The sequence below is a fragment of the Curtobacterium sp. NPDC089991 genome (genome assembly GCF_044748425.1).
In the GTDB taxonomy this organism is placed as follows: Bacteria; Actinomycetota; Actinomycetes; order Actinomycetales; family Microbacteriaceae; genus Curtobacterium.
The window spans coordinates 715,925-737,587 of the sequence record NZ_JBIVGB010000001.1; the positions used below are offsets into that span (position 1 = coordinate 715,925).

Annotated in this window: 22 protein-coding genes; 14 read left to right on the forward strand and 8 right to left on the reverse strand. The window is 71.3% G+C overall.

Annotated features, from left to right (window positions below):
* The first annotated feature begins 127 nt into the window (after positions 1–127).
* From ACIPV1_RS03460 to ACIPV1_RS03470, 3 genes are read left to right on the forward strand one after another with little or no spacing between them, the layout of a single operon-like run.
* Positions 128–820: a FadR/GntR family transcriptional regulator gene (locus ACIPV1_RS03460; RefSeq protein WP_123937876.1), complete on the forward strand. Its 693-nt coding sequence runs from the start codon at positions 128–130 to the stop codon at positions 818–820.
* Complete coding sequence (locus ACIPV1_RS03465) at positions 820–1,920, forward strand: acetamidase/formamidase family protein (protein WP_123937874.1); 1,101 nt, start codon at positions 820–822, stop codon at positions 1,918–1,920. Before ACIPV1_RS03460 ends, ACIPV1_RS03465 begins: the two co-directional genes overlap by 1 nt.
* Positions 1,917–3,503, forward strand: coding sequence for an AtzH-like domain-containing protein (locus ACIPV1_RS03470; protein WP_123937871.1), 1,587 nt, complete (start codon positions 1,917–1,919; stop codon positions 3,501–3,503). Before ACIPV1_RS03465 ends, ACIPV1_RS03470 begins: the two co-directional genes overlap by 4 nt.
* Before the next feature lie 35 nt (positions 3,504–3,538).
* On the opposite strand, the gene ACIPV1_RS03475 is transcribed toward ACIPV1_RS03470, so the two are convergent.
* Entirely contained in the window at positions 3,539–4,357 is an 819-nt protein-coding gene (locus ACIPV1_RS03475) for an RNA methyltransferase (protein ID WP_111083984.1), read from the reverse strand.
* A 109-nt stretch (positions 4,358–4,466) separates the two neighbouring features.
* Between ACIPV1_RS03475 and ACIPV1_RS03480 the strand changes: the two genes are divergently transcribed.
* From ACIPV1_RS03480 to ACIPV1_RS03490, 3 genes are all read left to right on the forward strand, one after another.
* Positions 4,467–5,387, forward strand: coding sequence for a Sir2 family NAD-dependent protein deacetylase (locus tag ACIPV1_RS03480; protein WP_402725763.1), 921 nt, complete (start codon positions 4,467–4,469; stop codon positions 5,385–5,387).
* Positions 5,384–6,022: a histidine phosphatase family protein gene (locus ACIPV1_RS03485; protein WP_402725764.1), complete on the forward strand. Its 639-nt coding sequence runs from the start codon at positions 5,384–5,386 to the stop codon at positions 6,020–6,022. Before ACIPV1_RS03480 ends, ACIPV1_RS03485 begins: the two co-directional genes overlap by 4 nt.
* A gap of 106 nt (positions 6,023–6,128) precedes the next feature.
* Complete coding sequence (locus tag ACIPV1_RS03490) at positions 6,129–6,869, forward strand: hypothetical protein (RefSeq protein ID WP_123937868.1); 741 nt, start codon at positions 6,129–6,131, stop codon at positions 6,867–6,869.
* Between the two features lie 85 nt (positions 6,870–6,954).
* On the opposite strand, the gene ACIPV1_RS03495 is transcribed toward ACIPV1_RS03490, so the two are convergent.
* Positions 6,955–8,028: a glycosyltransferase gene (locus ACIPV1_RS03495; RefSeq protein ID WP_159571301.1), complete on the reverse strand. Its 1,074-nt coding sequence runs from the start codon at positions 8,026–8,028 to the stop codon at positions 6,955–6,957.
* 5 nt (positions 8,029–8,033) lie between these two features.
* The gene (locus tag ACIPV1_RS03500) at positions 8,034–9,041 is read right to left on the reverse strand and encodes an alpha/beta fold hydrolase (RefSeq protein ID WP_402725765.1); all 1,008 of its coding nucleotides are present in this window, start codon (positions 9,039–9,041) and stop codon (positions 8,034–8,036) included.
* Between the two features lie 113 nt (positions 9,042–9,154).
* Here ACIPV1_RS03500 and treS point away from each other — a divergent pair, with 113 nt between their 5' ends.
* Positions 9,155–10,864 (forward strand): maltose alpha-D-glucosyltransferase, encoded by a 1,710-nt coding sequence (treS, locus tag ACIPV1_RS03505; RefSeq protein ID WP_111084171.1) that lies wholly within the window; start codon positions 9,155–9,157, stop codon positions 10,862–10,864.
* A 58-nt stretch (positions 10,865–10,922) separates the two neighbouring features.
* On the forward strand, positions 10,923–11,666 hold the full coding sequence (locus tag ACIPV1_RS03510; protein WP_123339893.1) for a 3'-5' exonuclease: 744 nt from the start codon (positions 10,923–10,925) through the stop codon (positions 11,664–11,666).
* A gap of 76 nt (positions 11,667–11,742) precedes the next feature.
* Here ACIPV1_RS03510 and ACIPV1_RS03515 read toward each other — a convergent pair whose 3' ends face one another.
* The 3 genes from ACIPV1_RS03515 to glgA form a co-directional block, all read right to left on the reverse strand.
* On the reverse strand, positions 11,743–11,991 hold the full coding sequence (locus ACIPV1_RS03515) for a type B 50S ribosomal protein L31 (protein ID WP_017887280.1): 249 nt from the start codon (positions 11,989–11,991) through the stop codon (positions 11,743–11,745).
* Between the two features lie 108 nt (positions 11,992–12,099).
* A complete protein-coding gene (locus ACIPV1_RS03520) occupies positions 12,100–12,882 on the reverse strand; it encodes an ABC transporter ATP-binding protein (RefSeq protein WP_402725766.1) in 783 nt (260 codons plus the stop codon).
* Positions 12,883–12,891: 9 nt separating this feature from the next.
* Positions 12,892–14,091, reverse strand: a complete 1,200-nt coding sequence (gene glgA, locus ACIPV1_RS03525) for a glycogen synthase (protein WP_131880186.1) — start codon at positions 14,089–14,091, stop codon at positions 12,892–12,894.
* Between the two features lie 47 nt (positions 14,092–14,138).
* Between glgA and glgC the strand changes: the two genes are divergently transcribed.
* Both glgC and serB read left to right on the forward strand, forming a co-directional pair.
* Positions 14,139–15,380: a glucose-1-phosphate adenylyltransferase gene (glgC, locus tag ACIPV1_RS03530; protein ID WP_123294454.1), complete on the forward strand. Its 1,242-nt coding sequence runs from the start codon at positions 14,139–14,141 to the stop codon at positions 15,378–15,380.
* Positions 15,381–15,461: 81 nt separating this feature from the next.
* Positions 15,462–16,100 (forward strand): phosphoserine phosphatase SerB, encoded by a 639-nt coding sequence (serB, locus tag ACIPV1_RS03535; protein WP_402725767.1) that lies wholly within the window; start codon positions 15,462–15,464, stop codon positions 16,098–16,100.
* Positions 16,101–16,190: 90 nt separating this feature from the next.
* Here the strand turns inward: serB and fabG are convergent, their stop codons facing one another.
* Positions 16,191–16,904 (reverse strand): 3-oxoacyl-ACP reductase FabG, encoded by a 714-nt coding sequence (gene fabG, locus ACIPV1_RS03540; RefSeq protein ID WP_071403764.1) that lies wholly within the window; start codon positions 16,902–16,904, stop codon positions 16,191–16,193.
* Between the two features lie 165 nt (positions 16,905–17,069).
* Here fabG and ACIPV1_RS03545 point away from each other — a divergent pair, with 165 nt between their 5' ends.
* Genes ACIPV1_RS03545 through ACIPV1_RS03555 form a run of 3 tightly spaced genes read left to right on the forward strand, consistent with a single transcriptional unit; the run spans position 17,070 to position 18,777 of the window.
* Positions 17,070–17,492 (forward strand): DUF3099 domain-containing protein, encoded by a 423-nt coding sequence (locus ACIPV1_RS03545; RefSeq protein WP_123294380.1) that lies wholly within the window; start codon positions 17,070–17,072, stop codon positions 17,490–17,492.
* Positions 17,492–17,800: a hypothetical protein gene (locus tag ACIPV1_RS03550; RefSeq protein ID WP_374114431.1), complete on the forward strand. Its 309-nt coding sequence runs from the start codon at positions 17,492–17,494 to the stop codon at positions 17,798–17,800. Before ACIPV1_RS03545 ends, ACIPV1_RS03550 begins: the two co-directional genes overlap by 1 nt.
* A complete protein-coding gene (locus tag ACIPV1_RS03555) occupies positions 17,797–18,777 on the forward strand; it encodes an SURF1 family protein (RefSeq protein ID WP_402725768.1) in 981 nt (326 codons plus the stop codon). The genes ACIPV1_RS03550 and ACIPV1_RS03555 overlap by 4 nt, the downstream gene beginning before the upstream one ends.
* Positions 18,778–19,106: 329 nt before the next feature.
* On the opposite strand, the gene ACIPV1_RS03560 is transcribed toward ACIPV1_RS03555, so the two are convergent.
* A complete protein-coding gene (locus ACIPV1_RS03560) occupies positions 19,107–20,705 on the reverse strand; it encodes an ABC-F family ATP-binding cassette domain-containing protein (RefSeq protein WP_123294378.1) in 1,599 nt (532 codons plus the stop codon).
* A 115-nt stretch (positions 20,706–20,820) separates the two neighbouring features.
* Here ACIPV1_RS03560 and ACIPV1_RS03565 point away from each other — a divergent pair, with 115 nt between their 5' ends.
* On the forward strand, positions 20,821–21,420 hold the full coding sequence (locus ACIPV1_RS03565) for a biotin transporter BioY (protein ID WP_402725769.1): 600 nt from the start codon (positions 20,821–20,823) through the stop codon (positions 21,418–21,420).
* Positions 21,421–21,663: the final 243 nt, after the last annotated feature.

Here is a 21,663-nt window from a genome sequence, read left to right on the forward strand (position 1 = left end):
TCGGATGGATCGGACGTGACCCACCCTTCGCCCGCCGTGTTTCCGACTCGGACGCCACGTGTGACGAGCGTGTAAAAGTTGGTCGTACCAATGAACCAAGCGGACCAATGACCCTAGGCTCCTGTCCATGCAGAGAGGCCGCACCCTGAGCGCCGCGACCGCCGCGCACCTGGCCCGCCTGGTGCTCGAGGACCTGGCACCCGGCGACAAGCTCCCGCCGGAACGGGCCCTGGCCGAGGACCTCGCCGTGTCCCGCACCACGGTGCGTGAGGCCATGCAGGAGCTCGAGCGCCGCAGACTCGTCTCCCGGACACCCGGCCGTGGCACCGTCGTGCTGCCGCGCTCCGAGGAGGCGACCGCCCTGCTCGAACAGCAGACGGGCGCAGCGCACGGCGACGACCTGGCACGGCGGGCCGAGCACGTCGCCGAGTTCCGCACGGTGGTCGAACCCCGGGTCGCCGGTCTCGCCGCCGTCCGTGCCGGCGAAGCGGACCTGCTCGCCCTCGAACGCATCCTCGCCGCCACGCACGCGGGACTCAGTCCCGAGGAGTCGCTGGCACAGGACGTCGCCTTCCACGTGCAGGTCGCGCGCACCTCCGGCAACCCGTTGCTGGTGTCCCTGTGCGAGCTCAGCAGCGGGTGGGTGCAGGACGTCCGTGCCCGGTCGCACAGCACCAGCGAAGGTCGCCGCTCGTCGTTCGTCTGGCACGAACGGATCCTCGACTGCATCCGACGGCACGACGAGGACGGCGCCCGTGACGCGATGACCGCCCACCTCGCCGACGTCGCCCACCTCGTCGAACGGAAGGCCGACCGATGATGACCACACACACCCCCGCGATCCCGACCCTGCAGCCCGGCGCCGGCCCGATCCGGTCCGGCCACTACCTGCCCGTCGACCCGGACACGCTCCTGTGGGGTCGGCTGCCGAACGCCGACGACCGCCCGGTCATCACGATCGCGTCCGGTGAGGACGTCACGATCGACACCGTCAGCCACGAGGGGATCCTGCCCGACCAGGGCAGTGACCCCCGCGCGTACTTCGCGTCGCACGGCGTCGCCGGGGAGCACGTGCTGGACGACGCCGTCGCGATCGCCAGGAGCTGCCACCGGGACCCTGCCACCGACGGCCCGCACGTCGTCTCCGGTCCGATCGCCATCGCGGGCGCCGAGCCGGGCGACGTCCTGACCATGACGGTGCTCGAGACGCTGCCACGGGTGCACTACGGCGTCGTGTCGAACCGGCACGGCCGCGGCGCCCTGCACGGCGAGTACCCGGTCGACGGCACCACGGTGAGCGTCTTCGCCGACGTGGTCGAGACGGCCGCGGGTCAGCGGGGCCGCATCCCCCTGACCGGCGCCCGCGACCGCTTCGCGCACTTCCCGCTCGCCCCCTTCCTCGGGATCATGGGCGTCGCCACCCCCGGCGAACGGCTGCACTCGGTGCCGCCGGGCCGGCACGGCGGCAACGTCGACGTGAACCTGCTGCAGGTCGGCGCGCAGCTGCACCTGCCGGTCCTGGTCCCCGGGGCGCTCGCGTACGTCGGTGACCCGCACTTCGCGCAGGGGGACGGCGAGGTCGCACTCACCGCGATGGAGGCGTCGCTCCGCGCGACCGTCCGGTTCGACGTGACACCCGCCGCCGAGGCAGCGCAGCAGTTCGGCGACCTGGTCTGGCCGCTCGTCGAGACCCACGAGTTCCTCGTGCCGACGGGCATGGACCCGGACCTCGACGAGGCCGTCCGCGCCTGTGTCCGGCACGCGGTCGCGATCCTCGGTGCCCGCTGGGGCATGGAGCCGCACCTGGCGTACGCCTACCTGTCGGCGGCGACGGACTTCAACATCTCGCAGGTGGTCGACCTGGTCACCGGCGCGCACGCCCGCATCCGCAAGGCCGACTTCGAGGAGCCCGCACGATGAGCCCGCACGAGACGAGCACGCACGAGACGAGCACCGCGGCACCGGAGGGCTTGCTCGAGGCGCTCGACGCGTACGAGGCCGCCCTCGCCGCGAACGACCTCGATGCGCTCGACGCCGCATTCGTCGACGCCCCCGGCACGATGCGCGGTGACGACCGCGGCCTGCTCGTCGGGCACGACGCGATCAGCGCGTTCCGCGGGGCACGGGGTGGGGTCCAGGCCCGGTCGCTCACGCGCGTCGAGGTCCGCCCCCTGGCCGAGGGACTCGCCCTCGTCGTGTCGGTGTCCGCGTTCGCGGCGGGCGGGCAGGGCCTCCAGACGCAGCTGTGGCGACGCGACAGCAACAGCAACAGCGACCACGGCGACGCCGGTCCGCGCTGGCGCATCGAGGCAGCCCACGTCACCGGCCGCCCGAAGGCCTTCGACACCACCGTCTGGCGCGCCGTCGGCGACCCGCTCGTCGCCCCCACGGCGTCCGGACCGCTCGACGGGCTCACCGTCGCGGTGAAGGACCTGTACGCCGTCCCCGGCCAGCCCGTCGGCGCCGGCAACCCGACCTACCTGCGCGAGTCCCCCGTCCAGACGACGCCGGCAGCGGCCGTCGCGGCGCTCCTCGACGCCGGCGCCGCGATCCGCGGCATCGCGCGCACCGACGAGTTCGCCTACAACCTGACGGGACGCAACGAACACCACGGCACCCCGCCCAACGGGGCGGTTCCGACCCGACTGCCAGGAGGCTCGTCCAGCGGATCCGCATCGGCTGTCCGTCTCGGCACGGCCGAGATCGGGATCGGCACGGACACCGCGGGATCGGTGCGGGTCCCCGCCTCGTACCAGGGACTCTGGGGCCTCCGGACGACCCACGGCGCGGTCTCCCGCGAAGGGCTGCTCCCCCTCGCGCCGTCGTTCGACACGGTGGGGTGGCTCACCCGGAGCGCCGACGTCCTGCTCGCGGCGCTCGACGCCACGGTGCCGTCGGATCCGGTCGCTCCTGCGGAGCCGGAGCTCTTCGTCCCCGCCGAGCTCCTGGACCTCGTCGAGCCGGCCGTCGCCGAGGCCTTCGCCGCGTTCGTCGCAGGGCACGGCCACCCGATCGGCACCGTGCGGCTCGCCGACCTCGGGATCCCGCCCCTCGACGACCTGCGTGAACTGCTGCGCCTCGTGCAGGCCGCCGAGGCCGTCGCCGCCCACGGTGCCTGGATCGACGCCCACCCCGGCGGCCTGAGCGCCGTCGTCGGCGACCGGTTCGCCGCCGCCCGGGCGAACGACCCCGCAGCCACCGCCGACGCCGTCGCGCGACTCGACGGCGTCCGGGCGACGATCCGCACGGCCCTCGCCGGCCGGACCCTGCTGTTCCCGACGGTCCCCGGGCCGGCACCGCTCATCGCCGCCGACACGGCGGCACTCGAACGCACCCGGACCGCGACGACGGCGATGACGAGCCTCGCGAGCGTCGGCGGCCTGCCGGCGGTCAGCGCTCCCGCCCTCACCGTCGACGGCGCACCCGTCGGCGTGTGCCTGGTCGGGGAACCGGGCACCGACCGTGCCCTGGTGATCCGCGCCGGACGGATGCTGCAGCACTGAGGCGAGTCGGGCCTCCCGGTCCGCCCGTGGCGTGGCTAGGAAGCGAGCCGCTGGGCGTGCGTGACCGCCCACAGACCGACGGCGCTCGCCGCAGCGATGTTGAGCGAGTCGACGCCGTGCGCCATCGGGATCCGCACCGTGGTGTCGGCCGACGCGATCGCGGCGGGCGTCAGTCCCTGCCCCTCGGTGCCCATCACGAGCGCGACCTTGCCGGGGACGTCGCGGACGAACTCGGCGAGGTCGACCGACTCGTCGGTCAGCGCCATCGCGGCGAGGTGGAAGCCCTGCGCACGGAGCTCCTCGCCCGCTGCCGGCCAGTCACCGATCCGGGTCCACGGGACCTGCAGGACCGTGCCCATGCTCACCCGGACGCTCCGGCGGTACAGCGGGTCCGCGCAGCGCGGGCTGACCAGCACGGCGTCGGCGCCGAGACCGGCGACGCTACGGAAGACGGCGCCGACGTTGGTGTGGTCGACGATGTCCTCGAGCACGACGACGAGCTTCGCGTCACGGACCACCTCGGCGACGGTCGGCAGCTCGGGGCGCTGCACGGCGGCGATCGCGCCACGGTGCATGCGGAAGCCGGTGAGCTCCTCGAGCAGGGCGTCCGGGCCCACGAAGACCGGGCCGTCGTGCTCCGCGACCAGGGGCAGCACGCTGTCGAGCCACTTCTCCTGCACCAGGATGCTCCGCGGGGTGTGCCCGGCACGGACCGCGCGCTCGATGACCGTGTTCGACTCGGCGATGTACAGGCCGCCCTCCGGTTCGCTCACCCGGCGGAGCGCCACGTCGGTCAGACGGGCGAAGTCGTCGAGGCGGGGGTCGTCGAGGGAGTCGATGCGGACGGGGTGCACGGGGCTCGTTTCGGTGTGGTGCAGGTGGTGGGCCAGCTGGTGTCTCGCCGCGTCTCGCCGAAGGGGGAAGCGACCGGGACGGTCGGCTGTTGAGGGTACCGTGAACAGGGTGCTGGATGATGCTGCGTCGACGACCGGACCGCCCACCGGGGCGCCGACCGGTCTGCCGACCGCGGCGGACCTCGACCGCGTGCTCGAGGTGCTCGCCGGCAAGCGCGTCGCCGTGCTCTCCGGGGCCGGCCTGAGCACCGACTCCGGCATCCCCGACTACCGCGGCGCCGGGCGGGTCGTGCGCAAGCCGATGACCTTCCAGGAGTTCCGCGCCGACGCCGCCAAACGGCAGCGGTACTGGGCCGGCTCGCACCTCGGCTGGCGGAGCTTCGCCGCCGCCCGACCGAACGAGGGGCACCGGGCGCTCGCCGCCCTCGAGGACGCCGGTGTCGTCACGGGCGTCATCACGCAGAACGTCGACGGCCTGCACCTGCGCGCCGGGTCCCGCCGCGTGGTCGAGATCCACGGGTCGATGGACCGCGCCCTCTGCCTGACGTGCGGGCAGGTGTTCTCCCGCGCCGACCTCGCCACGACCATCGACCGCGCCAACCCGTGGATCGACGAGCCCGGCTCGGTGCAGCTGCAGCCCGACGGCGACGTCGAGATCACCGACGTCGAGCGCTTCGTGGTGCCGGACTGCTCGGTGTGCGGCGGGATGCTCAAGCCCGACGTCGTCTTCTTCGGCGAGTTCGTGCCCACCGAGAAGTTCCACGAGGCGGTGTCGATCGTCGCCGACGCCGAGGCGCTGCTCGTGGTGGGGTCGTCGCTGACGGTGAACTCCGGCGTGCGGCTCGTCGACCACGCTGCCCGCCGCAAGAACCCGGTGGTCATCGTGAACCGCGGTGCGACCCGCAGCGACCGCCGTGCCGCCGTGAAGCTCGACGGCGGGACGACCGAGACGCTGGTGCACCTGGCCGAGCGGCTGGGGTCGGGTCCCGCGGCAGCCGGTACCGCGGCGTCTGGGATGATCGACGGGTGACGACGCTCCTGTACCTGGTCCGGCACGGTGAGACCGACTGGAACGCGCAGCGCCGCATCCAGGGTTCCACCGACATCCCGCTCAACGACACCGGGCGGCGACAGGCCGCCGAGGCCGCCGAACTCCTCACCCGCCGGCAGTTCGAAGCCGTCGTCGCCTCGCCGCTGTCCCGCGCCGCCGAGACCGGGACGATCATCGCCGACCGGCTCGGCCTCGCGGCACCCGTGACGTACGCCGGGCTGGCCGAACGCTCCTACGGCGACGCCGAGGGGCTCACCGACACCGAGGTCACGGCGGAGTACCCACACGACGACATCCCGGGCCGCGAGTCCCGGTCCGCGCTGCTCGCCCGCATCACCGAGACGCTCGGTGAGATCGCGGTGCGCTTCGACGGCGGGGTCGTGGTCGTCGCCACCCACGGCGCGGTGATCCGGAGCGTGGTCAACGAGGCGGCGCCCGGCACCGCCGACCGGCACGCCACCCCGATCCGCAACGGCTCGATCCACTCGTTCCGCTGGGACCCCGAACGCTTCCACGCGGAGCTCGTCCGCTTCGACGACCCGATCGACGACGTCTCGGACGGACCCGGGCGGTACGCGTTCGACTACCAGAACCCGCTGGAACGCCGGGGCTGAGGAGCGCCCTGCGCGGACGGGGCGCCGAGCGGCTCCCGCACCACAGTGCGCGGACGGCGCGGCCGTCCTGCGACTAGGCTCCGACGCACCCGAACCAGGGGGCGACATGGTGACCGACGGAACCGACCCGGGTGGCTGGCAAGCCACTGACCAGCAGGACGACGACCTCGACCGTGCCTTCGGCCCCGAGACCGCCAGCGTGCAGACACGCACGATGGGGCAACGGGCACGCACCTGGCTCGTCATCGGCGGCAGCACCGTCGTGGTCGCCGGGGTGATCGCCCTCGTGCTCGGTACCATCATCGGCAGCGTCCAGACCGGCATCGGCGGCGTGTTCCCCCGGCCGGACCTGGCACTCGACCGCCTCGACGACCGGCTCGCCGACGTGCCGGGCGTCACCGAGGTCCGCCACCACCCGGCCGAGAAGACCGGCTTCGCGAGCTACGACGCCACCGCGACGATCACGGCCGACCCGTCGCTCGACCCTGCCGCGCGCACCGACCTGGTCGAGACGCTGAGCCGCGCGACCGACTCGGCCGGCGGCAACGGCGTCCGGGTCGTCGCGATCGCCGACCTCGGCACCCTCGAGGTGGGCGTTTCCGACTCGCGCACGGTGACCGCGAAGCGCCTGGTGCTGGCGGACACGCTCGACCACATCGGCGGGGTCACGGCCGTCCGCTGCTCGTGGGAACGCGGTGGCACGCCGTCGGACCGCGCCGCCGAGCAGTCGATCGTCGTCGAGACCCCGGGGCGAGGGGCCGCCGTCCCGCCGATCGTGGCGCGGGTGACCGAGGAGACGCACAAGGTGTTCCCCGGGGCGAGCGTCGAGGTGGTCGCGGCGAAGTAGCACGACCCGCGCGCGTTCTGCGTCAATCCACGAGTCGATCGACGCGTGGTCTGTCGCAAACCGCGTGCGCGCGTCGCGCCCCCCGCTACCGCGCGCGCCGGTCGGCCACGGCCCGCTCGACCGCCCGCACGACCTGCTCCGCCGAGTCCTGCCACCGGAACCGCGCGGCCCGCTCGACCGACTGCGCCGAGGCCTCGTCCCACCGCTCCTCGACCCGCCGCACCGCAGCCGCCACCGCCGACGGCGACGCCGGGTCGAAGTACTCGGCCGCATCGCCCCCGATCTCGCGGAAGATCGGGATGTCGCTCACGACGACCGGGGTCCCGACGCCCATCGCCTCGACCAGCGGGATGCCGAAGCCCTCGTCGTACGACGCCGTCGCCAGGGCCGTGGCGGATCGGAGCACCGACAGGTACTCCTCGTCGGTCGCACCGTCGTGGAACACGATCGAGCCGGTCGGCGCGAGCCCCTCGATCCGTGCGCGGTCGGCGTCGGACACCCGCGACATGCAGTGCAGGGTCCAGTCCGCTCCGAGGAGCGGCAGCGCGGCCGCCAGCGTCTCGACGTTCTTGTACGGCATGAACGACCCCATGTAGACGAGCGAGCGCTCCCGCGGCGCACCCGCCGCACGCGGAGCCGCCGGGTCGGCAGCGTTGTACGCCACCGTCACCGGACGCTTCGTCAGCCGGTGCTCGGCGATGAGCCCCGCGGTGGTCTCGGACACCGTGACCACCCCGTCGGCGCCGTTCAGCAGGACGCGCTGCGGCACCCACGACAGGTGGAACGCGCGCCACCCGAGCCGGAGCGGCCACGAGAACTCGCGCGGAGGTGTCCGGTTCCGGTAGTAGATCAGGTCGTGCAGGGTGAGCACGAGTGCGTAGTCGCGCCCCCGCGAGCCCATCGTCTGCATCGGCGAGAACACCGCGTCGAGGCCGAGCCGGTTCACCCGCCGTGCGACGAGCGGCTCCCCCGCGTCGGTGGGTGCCGGCAGCAGCTCCCACGGCAGGTCGCGCGGCAGCGACTCGAGCTGGCGCTCGTCGTGGACGAGCAGCACGACGTCGTGCCGGTCGGGCAGGTTCCAGGCCACTCCGGCGGTGAAGCGGCTGATGCCGTCGTGCCGACCGATCCGGACGTAGCGGCAGTCGATGCCGATCCGCAGGCGCGTCACGCGTCGGTCTCCTTCGCGTCGCTCGCCGTCGTCTTCGTCGCGGTCGTCCGGGAGGCCCGGCCCGCGCCCGACGATCGGCCCGCCTTGGTGCCGCGGCCCCGTCCAGGGCGCGCGGCCGTGTCCGCCATCCGGCGCAGCACCGCCGCAGCGGCCGGTGCCGGTGTCTCGTAGTGCACCAGGTGCCCGACCCCGGGGATGACCACGAGTTCGGCATCGCGGAGGCGGGCGGCCAGGGCGCGTTGCTCGGGGACGGCCGTGATGTCGTCGTGCTCCGCGGCGATCATCAGCACCGGCACGTCGATGCGGTCCGCGTACTCGGACACGTCATGGGTGACCGAGGTGCGGAACGCCTCGAGCACGCTCGTGCGGTTCGCGAAGGCCGAGAAGTACCGGTCGTGCTGGTCGTGCACCCAGCGGCGCATCCCCCGGTCGTGCGACTTGAGCATCGCGATGCTCATCACCCGCACGATGGCGGCGTTCCGCAGGATCCCGAGCCCGATCGGCTTCGGCAGCACCGCGCCGGCCTTGTAGTAGCCGATCGCGATCCCGGTGCCCACCGCGCGGGGTCCCTGCAGCGCCGGGGCGGCGATCGGGTTCACGAGGACGAGCAGCCGGGTGTCGAGCCCGGCAGCCACGGTGGCGGACACCACGATCGACCCGAACGAGTGGCCGAGGACGACGGCGTCGCGGCCGAGCCCGAGCGCCTCGTGGAACGCGCGCAGCCAGCCGACGTACGACTCGATGTCCGACACCGGCAACGGGTCGGACACGCCGAAGCCGGGCAGGTCGGGCACGATCACGCGGACGTCCTGCAGGTGCGCGGCGATCGTCTCGAGGCCGTGGTGGTCGCCGCGGAACCCGTGCACCGCCAGGACGGTCTGCGTCGCGTCGGACGGCCCGTACTCCCAGTAGTGCGTGGTTCGGCCGTCGACCTGCACGGACCGGTGGACCACCGGGGTGGCGGCCATGAGCGACTGGTACGGGGAGAGCACGGGCGGTTGCATCGGCGCCAGTCTACGAAGACAACCGCACGAAACCCCGGACACCCGCAGCATCGCGCGCCTATCGTGTCCGGGGCGGGCCGTCGACGGGCCCGTCGATGACGACGAGGAGCACGGTGACCTTCACAGCCCCGATCCAGCTGCCCGGCCTGACGCTCGACCCGCAGTGGTACAAGCGCTCGGTCTTCTACGAGTGCATGATCCGCTCGTTCGTCGATTCGAACGGCGACGGGATCGGTGACCTGCAGGGCGTGATCGGCAAGCTCGACTACCTGCAGTGGCTCGGCGTCGACGCCCTGTGGCTGCCGCCGTTCTTCCAGTCGCCGATGCGCGACGGCGGGTACGACATCGCCGACTACAAGGCGATCCTGCCGGAGTTCGGCACGCTCGACGACTTCCGCGAGCTCGTCACGAAGTCGCACGAGCGCAACATGCGCATCGTCATCGACATGGTGATCAACCACACCAGCGACCAGCACGAGTGGTTCCAGCAGTCCCGCGAGGACCCCGACGGCCCCTTCGGTGACTTCTACGTCTGGCGGGACACCGACGAGGAGTACCCGAACATCCGGGTGATCTTCGTCGACACCGAGGAGTCGAACTGGACGTTCGACCCGGTCCGGCGGCAGTTCTTCTTCCACCGGTTCTTCTCGCACCAGCCCGACCTGAACTTCGAGAACCCCGCGGTGGTCGAGGCCGTGTACGACGTCGTGCGGCACTGGCTCGACCTCGGTGTCGACGGTCTGCGGCTCGACGCGATCCCGTACCTGTTCGAGTCCGAAGAGGGCAACGGCGAGGGCGAACCGGAGACCCACGAGTTCATCAAGAAGATGCGCGCGATGGTGGACGACGAGTACCCCGGCCGTGTCCTGCTCGCCGAGGCGAACCAGTGGCCGCGCGAGACCGCCGCCTTCTTCGGCACCGACGAGGAGCCCGAGTGCCACATGGCGTTCGACTTCCCGGTGATGCCCCGCATCTTCTACTCGCTCCGTGCCCAGCACGCCAAGGAGCTGTCGGCGATCCTGTCGGAGACGCTCGACGTGCCGTCCGCGGCAGCCTGGGGCGTGTTCCTCCGCAACCACGACGAGCTCACGCTCGAGATGGTCAGCGAGGAGTACCGGCAGGCCATGTACGGCTGGTACGGCTACGACCCCCGGATGCGCTCGAACATCGGCATCCGGCGCCGGCTCGCTCCCCTGCTCGACAACTCGCGGGCCGAACTCGAGCTCATCCACGCGCTGCTGTTCTCGCTGCCGGGCTCGCCGTTCCTGTACTACGGCGACGAGATCGGGATGGGCGACAACATCTGGCTGCCCGACCGCGACTCGTCCCGCACGCCGATGCAGTGGACCCCCGACCGCAACGCCGGGTTCTCCACGGCAGACCCGGGCAAGCTCTACCTGCCCGTGGTGCAGTCGCTCGTGTACAACTACGCGCAGGTCAACGTCGAGGCGCAGCTCGCCCAGTCCCGCTCCCTGCTGCACTGGGTGCGCAACGTCATCCACGTGCGGAAGGCCCACCCGGTGTTCGGGCTCGGGACCCTGCACGTGCAGGAGACCTCGAACGAGTCGGTGCTGGCGTTCGTGCGCTCGTGGGAGGGCTCCGGTCAGCAGTTCGGGCCGTCGGCGGAGGACGTGCTGTGCGTGTTCTCGTTCGCCACGAACCCGACGTCGGTCACGGTGTCGGCGCCGGAGTTCGCCGGTCGGCCGCTCTACGACCTGTTCGGCGGCGGTTCGTTCCCCGCGTTCGACGAGGACGGCACCGTCACGCTGACCCTCGGGACGCAGTCGTTCTACTGGCTGCACGTCGGCGCGCCGGTCGGGTAGCACCGGTCGTGTCGGTGCGTCCCGTTAGCCTGACCGCGTGACGTTCCCCACAGCACAGCTGGATCCGACAGCACAGCTCGACACGCCCGCCCCGGCGCAGGACCTCTCCGGACGCCCCTGGTGGCACGCCCTCGGCGTCTTCGACCTCGAGACCACCGGTGTCGACGTCGAGACGGCGCGGATCGTCACGGCGCACGTCGGCCTCATCGACATGACGGGTGCCTCCATCGCCGAGGGTGCGTGGATCGCCGACCCGGGCATCGCGATCCCCGAGGGCGCCGCGGCCGTGCACGGCTACACCACCGAGCGCGCCCAGGCCGAGGGGCGACCCGCGGCCGAGGTCGTCGCCGAGATCATCGCCGCGATCGAGGCGGTGTTCGCCCGCGGCATCCCGCTGGTGATCTACAACGCGCCGTACGACCTGACGGTCCTCGACCGCGAGGCAAAGCGACACGGGTTCGCCTCCCCCGTCATCGGCAACGTCGTCGACCCGCTCGTGATCGACAAGGCGCTCGACACCTTCCGCAAGGGCAAGCGCACGCTCGAGGCGGCGTCCGAGCTGTACGGCGTCACCCTCGACGACGCACACGACGCCGGCGCCGACGCCATCGCCGCAGGTCGGGTCGCCCAGGCCATCGCCGGCAAGTACCAGGACGAGCTCGGCATCTCGGCAGAGGAACTCCACCGCAAGCAGGTCGGGTGGTGCGCCGAGCAGGCGACCTCGTTCCAGGAGTACATGCGCAAGAAGCGCGACCCGTCCTTCACCGCCGACGGTCGCTGGCCGCACCGCAACGGCGCCTGACCCGCGCACCGGCCGCACGACGCAGAACGGGCGGTCCTCCCGAAGGAGGACCGCCCGTTCTGCTGTTGCCGAAGGACTACTTGGAGAAGCCCTTGAAGCGCTGGTTGAACTTCTCGACGCGACCGGCCGAGTCGAGGATGCGCTGCTTGCCCGTGTAGAACGGGTGCGAAGCGGACGAGATCTCGACGTCGATCACCGGGTAGGTGGCACCGTCGAGCTCGATCGTCTTGTCGCTGTTCGCGGTCGAACGCGTCAGGAAGGTCTCACCGGAGGCCAGGTCACGGAAGACGATGGCGCGGTACTCGGGGTGGGTGTCGGTCTTCATGGAGTTTCCTCGATAGCGGTAGCGGTGGTGGGATTGCGCGAGATGCGCGGGAAGTCATCGGCTTGCGCCAGCCGTCAACGTTACCAGACGGACGGCGCGATCGCAGCGCTAGGACGCGCGCGCCGTGTACCGACCGGCGTCCTTCGTGACGGACAGCGCGATGCCGAACGCTTCGGTCAGGGTCTGGTCGGTCAGGACCTCGTCGATGGGCCCGGCGGCCTGCACGTGGCCGTCGGCGAGCACCAGCGCGTGGGTGAACCCGGCAGGGATCTCCTCGACGTGGTGGGTGACGATCACGATGGCCGGCGAGTCGGCGCTCTGGGCGTAGCCGCCGAGGGTGCGGACGAGGCTCTCACGGGCACCGAGGTCGAGCGAGGCGGCCGGTTCGTCCAGGAACAGGATCTCCGGGTCGGTCATGACGGCACGGGCGATCTGGACGCGCTTCTGCTCGCCGTCGCTCAGCTCGCCGAAGGTGCGGTCGGTGAACGACCCCAGGCCCCACTCCTCGAGCACGCGCTGAGCACGGCGGACGTCGAGCTCCTCGTACTCCTCGTTCCAGCGACCCGTGACTGAGTACGCGGCCGTCAGCACGACGTCGATGACCTTCTCGGTCACCGGGATGCGACGGGCCAGGGCGGTCGACGCGAAGCCGATGCGCGGGCGGAGCTCGAACAGGTCGGCGCCGCCCAGCTCGGTGCCGAGCACCTCGACGTCACCCGAGGTCGGGAACGTCTGGGCACCGGCGACCTGCAGCAGCGTGGTCTTGCCGGCGCCGTTCGCACCGAGCACGACCCAGCGTTCGTCGTCCTGCACCCCCCACGAGATCGAGTCGAGGATGATGGCCCCGTTGCGGACCACGGAGACGTCTGACAAGCGCACGACCGAGGGCATGCGACCAGCCTACGGGGTCCGGCCGAGCACCTCGTCGTAGACCTGCCGTGTCCTCGTGGCGATCGCGTCCCAGGTGAACTCGGACTCGACGCGCAGGCGTCCGGCGCGGCCCATGAGCTTCGCGAGACCCTCGTCGGCGAGCACCTCGTTGAGGGTCGCGGCCAGGTCCGCCACGTACTTGTCGGGGTCGGTCGGGGTGCCCGTGCCGTCCTGCGCCTGGTCGATCGGCACGATGCGACCCGTGAAACCGTCCGCGACGACCTCGGGGATGCCCCCGGTGCCGGTGCCGACGACGGGGATGCCGCACGCCATGGCCTCGAGGTTCACGATGCCGAGCGGTTCGTAGATCGACGGGCACACGAACACCGTGCCCGAGGACAGCACGTTCACGATCTCCTCGTGCGCGAGCATCCGGTCGATCCAGACGACGCCCTCGCGCTGCTCACGCAGGCCCTCGACCAGCCCGGTGACCTCGGCGAGGATCTCCGGGGTGTCCGGGGCACCGGCGCACAGCACGATCTGGACGTCCTCGGGGAGCGACGCCACGGCGCGGAGCAGGTAGGGCAGGCCCTTCTGCCGGGTGATGCGACCGACGAAGACGACGCTGGGGCGCGACGGGTCGATGCCGAGGGCGCGGACGGCGTCCTCGTCGACCTGCGGCTTCCAGGCGTCGATGTCGATGCCGTTGTAGACGACGTGCACCTTCGACGGGTCGATCGACGGGTACGAGCGCAGGATGTCGGCGCGCATGGCCTTCGACACCGCGATGACACCGTCGGCGTTCTCGAACGCCTCGCGTTCCATCCAGCTCGACAGGCGGTAGCCGCCGCCGAGCTGCTCGGCCTTCCACGGGCGGAGCGGCTCGAGGCTGTGCGCCGTGACGACGTGGGGGATCCCGTAGGTCAACTGCGCGATCCGGCCCGCCGAGTTCGCGTACCAAGTGTGCGAGTGCACGAGATCGGCGCCCTCGACGTCGGCGGCGATGGCCACGTCGGTGCCGAGCGCCTGCAGTGCACCGTTCGCCTGTTCGAGGCCGGCCGGCGTGCGGTACCCCCAGACGTCGGCTTCGTCGCGGAAGGCCCCGAAGGCCCGGACCCGGACGTCGGTGTCGGTCCCCGACCGCAACGCAGCAGTCAGTTCGGCCACGTGGACACCCGCTCCGCCGTAGACCTCCGGCGGATACTCCCTGGTCAGTAGATCGACTCGCACGGGTTCAAGGTAACCGGTTCCCAGTGCTGACGCCTACTGTGAGCGGCATGGCACCAAAGAAGGTCTTCGGCATCGTGCTCGCTGGCGGCGAGGGGAAACGGCTCATGCCGCTCACGGCCGACCGGGCGAAGCCCGCAGTCCCGTTCGGCGGGAACTTCCGTCTCATCGACTTCGCGCTGTCGAACCTGGTGAACTCCGGTCTGCAGAAGATCGTCGTCCTCACCCAGTACAAGTCGCACAGTCTCGACCGGCACGTCGCCGAGACCTGGCGCATGGAGGGCCTGCTCGGGTCCTACGTGGCGTCGGTCCCCGCGCAGCAGCGACTCGGCAAGCGCTGGTTCGCCGGCTCGGCCGACGCGATCCTGCAGTCGCTCAACCTGCTCCGCGACGAGCGTCCCGACATCGTCGTCGTGGTCGGCGCCGACCACGTGTACCGGATGGACTTCCACCAGATGGTCGAGGCGCACATCGCCTCGGGTCGCAGCGCCACCGTCGCGGCGATCCGTCAGCCCATCGAGCTCGCCGACCAGTTCGGCGTCATCCAGGTGGACGCCGACGACCCGACGAAGATCGACGCCTTCCTCGAGAAGCCGAAGAACCCGGTCGGGCTCGCTGACTCCCCTGGCGAGGTCCTCGCCTCGATGGGCAACTACGTGTTCAACGCGGACGCCCTCGTCGACGCGGTGCTCCGCGACGGCCAGGTCGAGTCGTCCGCGCACGACATGGGCGGCGACATCGTCCCCGACTTCGTGGACCGCGGCGACGCCGGGGTCTACGACCTGCAGCGCAACGAGGTCCCCGGGTCCACCGACCGTGACAAGTACTACTGGCGCGACGTGGGGACGATCGACTCGTTCTTCGACGCGCACATGGACCTCATCGCCCCGGTGCCGGTCTTCAACCTGTACAACCAGGACTGGCCGATCTTCAACCAGCAGACGAACCTGCCGCCGGCGAAGTTCGTGCGGGACGCCAACGGCAACACCGGCTCGACGGTCGACTCGCTCGTGTCGCTCGGCTGCCTGGTGTCGGGCGCACAGGTCGAACGCAGCATGATCGGCCCGTGGTGCGGGATCGACTCCGGCGCGAAGGTCCTCGACTCGATCGTGTTCGAGCGGGCGACGATCGGCGCCGGTTCGGTCGTGAACCGGGCGATCCTGGACAAGGACGTCGTCATCGCGCCGGGTGCGCAGGTCGGCATCGACCGTGAGGCCGACGAGGCCCGCGGCTTCACCGTGACCGAGTCGGGCATCACCGTGGTCGGCAAGGGCGTCCGCGTCGACGCTTAGGACGACCCGGGGAACCGGTCAGGAGGCACGGCTCGCGTCACGGACGAGGGCCGTGCCTCCGTCTGTCGGTACCGTTGGTCCGTGCCCCGCTTCCTCGTCGTCCTCGATGCCGATTCCACCCTCCTCGAGGACGAGGTGATCGAACTCCTCGCGGACACCGCCGGGACCCGGCCACAGGTCGCGGCGATCACGGAGCGCGCCATGCGCGGGGAGATCGACTTCGCCGAGAGCCTCCGGGAGCGTGTCGCGACCCTGGCGGGCCTCCCGGTCGACGTCTTCCGACGCGCACAGCAGGCGGTCCGCGTGACGCGGGGTGCCGACCAACTCGTCCGCGGCGTGCACGCCGCCGGTGGGACCGTCGGCGTCGTGTCCGGCGGGTTCCACGAGGTCCTCGACCCGTTCGCCGAGCATCTCGGTCTCGACCACTGCCGGGCGAACCGACTCGAGGTGGCCGACGGCGTGCTGACCGGACGTGTGCTCGGCGACGTCGTGGACGCGCACGCCAAGGCCGTCGCCCTGCGCGAGTGGGCCGAGGCCGACGGCGTGGACGCGGTCCGCACCGTCGCGATCGGCGACGGGGCGAACGACCTCGAGATGATGCGCGTCGCCGCCCTGTCGGTGGCGTTCGACGCGAAGCCGCGCGTGCGGGAGCAGGCGGACGTCGCCGTCGTGGACCGCGACCTGTCCGCCGTGCTCGCGACGCTCGGCCTGCGCGGCTGAGCGGACCGTCCGGTTCTTCGCGCTCAGCGACACCTCACGTGCGCGAGCACCCGTGAACCGTCGCTGAGCACGAAACGACGCGCAGGCTGGCTAGTGGCCCATGCCGAGGCCGCCGTCGACCGGGATGATCGCGCCGGAGACGTAGCCGGCCCCGTCGCTCGCCAGGAACAGCGTGGCGTCGGCGACGTCGTCGACCGTGCCGTACCGGGCCGCCGGGATCGCCTTCTTGAACTCGGCCTGCAGCTCCTCGGACAGCGCGGCCGTCATGTCGGTCTGGATGAACCCGGGCGCGACGACGTTGGCGGTGATGCCACGCGAGCCGAGCTCACGGGTGATCGACCGGGCCATGCCGACCAGGGCGGCCTTCGACGACGCGTAGTTGACCTGGCCGATCTGGCCGTAGGCGCCGACAACGCTCGACATGAGCACGATGCGACCGAACTTCGCCTTCATCATGCCCTTGGTCGCGCGCTTCACGACCCGGAACGTGCCGGTCAGGTTGGTGTCGACGACGCTCGTGAAGTCGTCCTCGGACATGCGGAGCAGCAGCTGGTCGTTCGTGATGCCGGCGTTGGCCACGAGCACCTCGATCGGTCCGAGCTCGGCTTCGACCTGTGTGAAGGCGGCGTCCACCGAGGCCGTGTCGGTGATGTCGGCCTGCACGGTGAGGGCCCCTTCGGGTCCGCCCTGTCCGCTGCGCGACGTGACCGCGACGCGGTGCCCGGCGGCGACGAAACGCTCGGCGAGGGCATGGCCGATGCCGCGGTTGCCGCCGGTGATCAGGACGGTACGGGGGGTGCTCATGGTCGCTCCGTTCGGTGGTGGTGTGCGGTCGTGTCGTGCCGACGGGTCGGCGGACACGCCCGAACGAGCGTAGCGGAGCCAGCACCGCAGCCCGTTCGCGCGCGGCGCACCCACGATCGGCCCCGGAGGCTTAGGCTGGACCACGGGTAGACGGAGACCATCTGTATGAAGAGCACGCACACCAGCATCACCACGCTCCCGGATTCGCCGGAGCTGGACCGGGCGCACCGCCTGTCCCGCTACGTGTGGCAGATGGCGATCCGCGTCGTCCTCTTCGTCGTGGCCGTGCTCGTCTACTCCATCTGGCACTCCTGGATCGCCGTCGTGCCCATCGTCCTCGCCGCCGTGATCCCCTGGGTCGCCGTGATCGTCGCGAACGCCGGCAGCCGGACCGAGAGCGACATGATCTCGCCTGCCGGTGCGATGCAGCTCTACGACGCCGTCGACCCCGGCCTCCGCGAGCAGCAGGAAGAGGACCGGGCCCAGGCCTACCGCGACGAGCAGGACCGCCTCCGGCAGCAGGCTCAGCACGCGCAGGACGAGTGGCAGCGCAACGGCGACCGCTCGAAGATGTGGGGACCCCGCTGATGGGCGCGACCTTCGACCTGCACACCGAACCGGGCTCGACCCCAGTCTGCTCCCGAGCCGGCTGCTCCAACACGGCAGCGTGGCGGGTGAACTGGCGCAACCCCCGGATCCACTCCGCCGACCGCGTGAAGATCTGGGCCGCGTGCGAGGAGCACCGCGACTTCCTCGCCGACTACCTGCGGTCCCGCACCTTCCCGGTGCGCGTCACCGGCATGCACGAGGACGTCGACCGGCTCGACGACGAACGCGACCCCGCCTCGTCGCCGAAGAACGACGTCGGGGTGCGCTCCACCGGCACCGGTCGATGACCGACGACTTCGACCCGCACTCCCGGTACGGCCGGAAGCACGCTGCCAAGCTGCAGCGCGCCGCCGACCACGCCCGTCGCTCCGTGCCGGACGACGAACGCCCCACCCAGGACCCGGACGAGCCCTTCGTCGGCTGGCACTTCGTCCGGAGTCGCCGCTGGCTCGGGTACTTCGCGATCGCCGTGGCCTTCGCGATCGTCTGCGCCCTGTTCGGCATGTGGCAGTGGGACCGCCGCAACGAAGCCGTGCGTCAGAACGAGCAGGTCGCCCAGAACTACGACCACACCCCGATCCCCCTCGACCAGGCGCTGCCGACGGCGTCGAGCTGGCAGGACGAGCAGGAGTGGCTCCGCGTCTCCGTGACCGGCCGCTACGACATCGACGCGCAGCTGCTCGTCCGCAACCGCGTGCACAACGGCCAGCCCGGCTTCGAGGTCCTCACCCCCCTGATCACCGACGACGGCCGCGCGTTCATCGTCGACCGCGGCTGGGTCCCCACCGGCAACGCGCAGGACGCCCCCGACCACGTACCCGCTCCCCCGTCGGGCGACGTCACGGCGATCGTCCGGCTGCAGCAGAGCGAGCCCCGGATCCCCGGCCGTACCGACCCCGCGCACACGGACCAGGTGCAGTCGGTGACCCTGGCCGACGTCGCGAAGAAGGTCGACACCCCGATCTGGACGGGTGCGTACGGCGAGCTCGCCTCCGAGTCCCCCGCACCGACCGAGGCGCGCCCACTCGGCTGGGAGCGTCCCACTGCCGACACCGGCCTGCACCTGAGCTACTTCATCCAGTGGTTCCTGTTCGCGGCCGGCGGCTTCGGGTTCCTGGCGTACGTGATGGTGCAGGAGTACCGGAACCTCAACCAGGACGACCCGGAGGAACGCGAGCGCGCCCAGGAGCGGCAGCGCCGCAAGGACGCCAAGCCGAAGACCGACGCCGAGATCGAGGACGACCTGATCGCGTCCCGCCGCTGACGCGCTGCGCCGGGCCGCTCGCCGCGGGCGCGCCGCCGAGCGGTCACGAACCGTCGCCCGTCGACGCCGGTGACGCCACGTGGTGACCACTCGGCGGACGTGAGCGGGTTGCCTTGACCGACGGGACAGCGGACGGGAGGCCCGTGGCGGCGTCGCCACGGGCCTCCCGTCCGTCCTACGGTCACGTCGACCACCGCACGCCGCCCGGCCGCTGGTCACGACGCGCTCGCACGCGTGCCGCCGAGCGGTCACGAACCGTCGCTCGCCGGCGACGGCGACGACACATGGTGACCACTCGGCGAACCTGAGCGGGGTGTCGTGACCGCCCGCTAGGCGAGCTCGATGAGCTCCGCGTAGTCCTTGTTCCAGTGGTCCTCGGTGCCGTCCGGCAGGAGCAGCACGCGCTCGGGGTTGAGCGCCTCGACGGCACCGGCGTCGTGCGACACCAGGACGACGGCGCCCTCGAACCCCGCGAGGGCGTTGAGGATCTCCTCGCGCGACGCCGGGTCCAGGTTGTTCGTCGGTTCGTCGAGCAGCAGCACGTTCGCGCCCGAGACGACGATCATCGCGAGCGACAGACGCGTCTTCTCACCGCCGGACAGGACCCCGGCCTTCTTGTAGCCGTCGTCCCCGGTGAACAGGAACGAACCGAGCACGCGACGGGCCTCGGTCTCGTTGAGGTCGGTCGACGCCGACACCATGTTCTCGATCACGGTGCGGTTGATGTCGATGTTCTCGTGCTCCTGCGCGTAGTACCCGATGCGCAGACCGTGGCCGGGCTGGATCTCACCGGTATCGGGCAGGTCGGCACCCGCGAGGATCCGGAGCAGCGTCGTCTTGCCGGCACCGTTGAACCCGAGGATGACAACGCGCGAACCGCGGTCGATCGCCAGGTCGACTCCCGCGAAGATCTCGAGCGATCCGTAGGACTTCGACAGCCCCTCGGCCATCAGTGGCGTGCGGCCGCAGGGGGCCGGCGTGGGGAAGCGGATCTTGGCGACCCGGTCGGCGACGCGTTCGTCCTCGAGGCCCGCGAGCAGCTTGTCGGCACGCGCGACCATCTGGTGCGCCGCGGCGGCCTTCGAGGCCTTCGCCCCGAACCGAGCGGCCTGGTCCTTCAACGTCGCGGCCTTCTTCTCGGCGCCGGCGCGCTCCTTGCGACGACGCTCCTCGTCGGCGACGCGCTGCCGCTGGTAGAGCTTCCAGCCCATGTTGTAGATGTCGATGGTCTGGCGGTTGGCGTCGAGGTAGAACACGCGGTTGACGACCTCTTCCACGAGCTCGACGTCGTGGGAGATGATGATGACGCCACCGGGGTAGGTCTTCAGGTGCTCGCGCAGCCACACGACCGAGTCGGCGTCGAGGTGGTTCGTGGGCTCGTCGAGGATCATCGTCTCGGCATCCGAGAACAAGATCCGCGCGAGCTCGATGCGACGACGCTGACCACCGGACAGGGTCTTGAGCTGCTGGTCGAGGATGCGGTCCGGCAGCTTGAGGTTCGACGCGATCGACGCCGCCTCGGCCTCGGCCGCGTAGCCGCCGAGCGCGTTGAACTGGTCGTCGAGTCGGCTGTACCGGCGCATCGCCTTCTCGGCGACGGCGGTGTCCTCGCTCGCCATGTCGAGCGTGGCGAGGCGGATGCCCTCCACGAGCTCACCGAGCCCGCGGGCGTCGAGGATGCGCTTGCGTGCGGTCTCCTCCGGGTCGCCGGAGCGCGGGTCCTGCGGCAGGTAGCCGATCTCACCACCGCGGTCGATCGTGCCGCCGTTCGGCTGCGTCTCGCCCGCGAGGGCCTTGGTCATCGTCGTCTTCCCCGCGCCGTTGCGGCCGACGAGTCCGATCTTCTCGCCCTTCTCGACACGGAAGGACACGTCTTCCATGAGGAGACGAGCTCCGACGCGGATCTCGAGTTCGTGCACGGCAAGCACAGTGGACGTCCAATCAGTTGGTGGGTTTGCACAACGACGTGTGCGTGAGGTGCACCGCTACGCTGACGGGACCGATGGTTCCGAACGGGACCAGCAGTCCATTCTAGGAGAATCCATGACGAACGCCACCGGGTTCGCTCCCCGCGCAGTCCTCGCCGACCGTCTGGAGACGCACGGGCTGGCCACGAACGCCGCCCTCGTCGCCGGCGGAGCCCTGTTCACCGCTGCGATGGCACAGCTCGAGGTCCCGATGTGGCCGGTCCCGATCACCGGGCAGACGCTCGCCGTCGTCCTCGTCGGCGCGACCCTGGGTGCCCGCCGCGGCATGCTCTCGCTGCTCGTCTACGCCGTCGCCGGCCTGGCGGGTGCGCCGTTCTTCGCCGACATGACCGGCGGCCTGCAGGCCCTGGCCGTGCCGAGCTTCGGCTACGTCATCGGGTTCATCCCCGCCGCGGGCGTCGTCGGTTGGCTGGCCCGCCGCAACTGGGACCGGCACTTCGGGCGCGCAGCCGTCGCGATGCTGCTCGCGAGTGCCATCCCGTTCGTGACCGGCCTGCCGTACCTGGCGGTCGTGCTCGGGCAGCTCGGCGCACCGAACGACGTGCAGTCGGTGCTCGCCGCCGGCCTGTACCCGTTCATCGTCGGTGGGATCGCGAAGGCGCTCATCGCCGCGGGCATCGTGCCGCTCGCGTGGAAGGCGCTCGGCCGCCGCTGACGCGCGCACGACAACGGCCCCGCACCGATCGGTGCGGGGCCGTTCTGCGTCCGCTGCGTGCGGGGCGGCGGGCCGTGGGTCGGTCACGACTCCCCGCCAGCCGGACGCCGAGTGGTCACCTTCCGTCGCCCGGAGCGCGGTCGGCCGACAGAACGTGACCACTCGGCGAACGTGAGCGGGCGGTCGCGACCGATCGGCGGCGCGCCCCGCGCGTGGCGCGACCACGGACAGACGGGAGGCCCG

Coding starts and splice junctions, on each gene's coding strand:
- ACIPV1_RS03515 (WP_017887280.1), bottom strand. CDS start 11,991: ATGAAGACCGACACCCACCCCGAGTACCGCGCCATCGTCTTCCGTGAC.
- ACIPV1_RS03520 (WP_402725766.1), bottom strand. CDS start 12,882: ATGCCCTCGGTCGTGCGCTTGTCAGACGTCTCCGTGGTCCGCAACGGG.
- glgC (WP_123294454.1), top strand. CDS start 14,139: ATGGCACCAAAGAAGGTCTTCGGCATCGTGCTCGCTGGCGGCGAGGGG.
- ACIPV1_RS03490 (WP_123937868.1), top strand. CDS start 6,129: ATGGTGACCGACGGAACCGACCCGGGTGGCTGGCAAGCCACTGACCAG.
- ACIPV1_RS03545 (WP_123294380.1), top strand. CDS start 17,070: ATGAAGAGCACGCACACCAGCATCACCACGCTCCCGGATTCGCCGGAG.
- ACIPV1_RS03470 (WP_123937871.1), top strand. CDS start 1,917: ATGAGCCCGCACGAGACGAGCACGCACGAGACGAGCACCGCGGCACCG.
- ACIPV1_RS03565 (WP_402725769.1), top strand. CDS start 20,821: ATGACGAACGCCACCGGGTTCGCTCCCCGCGCAGTCCTCGCCGACCGT.
- ACIPV1_RS03555 (WP_402725768.1), top strand. CDS start 17,797: ATGACCGACGACTTCGACCCGCACTCCCGGTACGGCCGGAAGCACGCT.
- fabG (WP_071403764.1), bottom strand. CDS start 16,904: ATGAGCACCCCCCGTACCGTCCTGATCACCGGCGGCAACCGCGGCATC.
- ACIPV1_RS03460 (WP_123937876.1), top strand. CDS start 128: ATGCAGAGAGGCCGCACCCTGAGCGCCGCGACCGCCGCGCACCTGGCC.
- ACIPV1_RS03465 (WP_123937874.1), top strand. CDS start 820: ATGACCACACACACCCCCGCGATCCCGACCCTGCAGCCCGGCGCCGGC.
- ACIPV1_RS03500 (WP_402725765.1), bottom strand. CDS start 9,041: ATGCAACCGCCCGTGCTCTCCCCGTACCAGTCGCTCATGGCCGCCACC.
- ACIPV1_RS03550 (WP_374114431.1), top strand. CDS start 17,492: ATGGGCGCGACCTTCGACCTGCACACCGAACCGGGCTCGACCCCAGTC.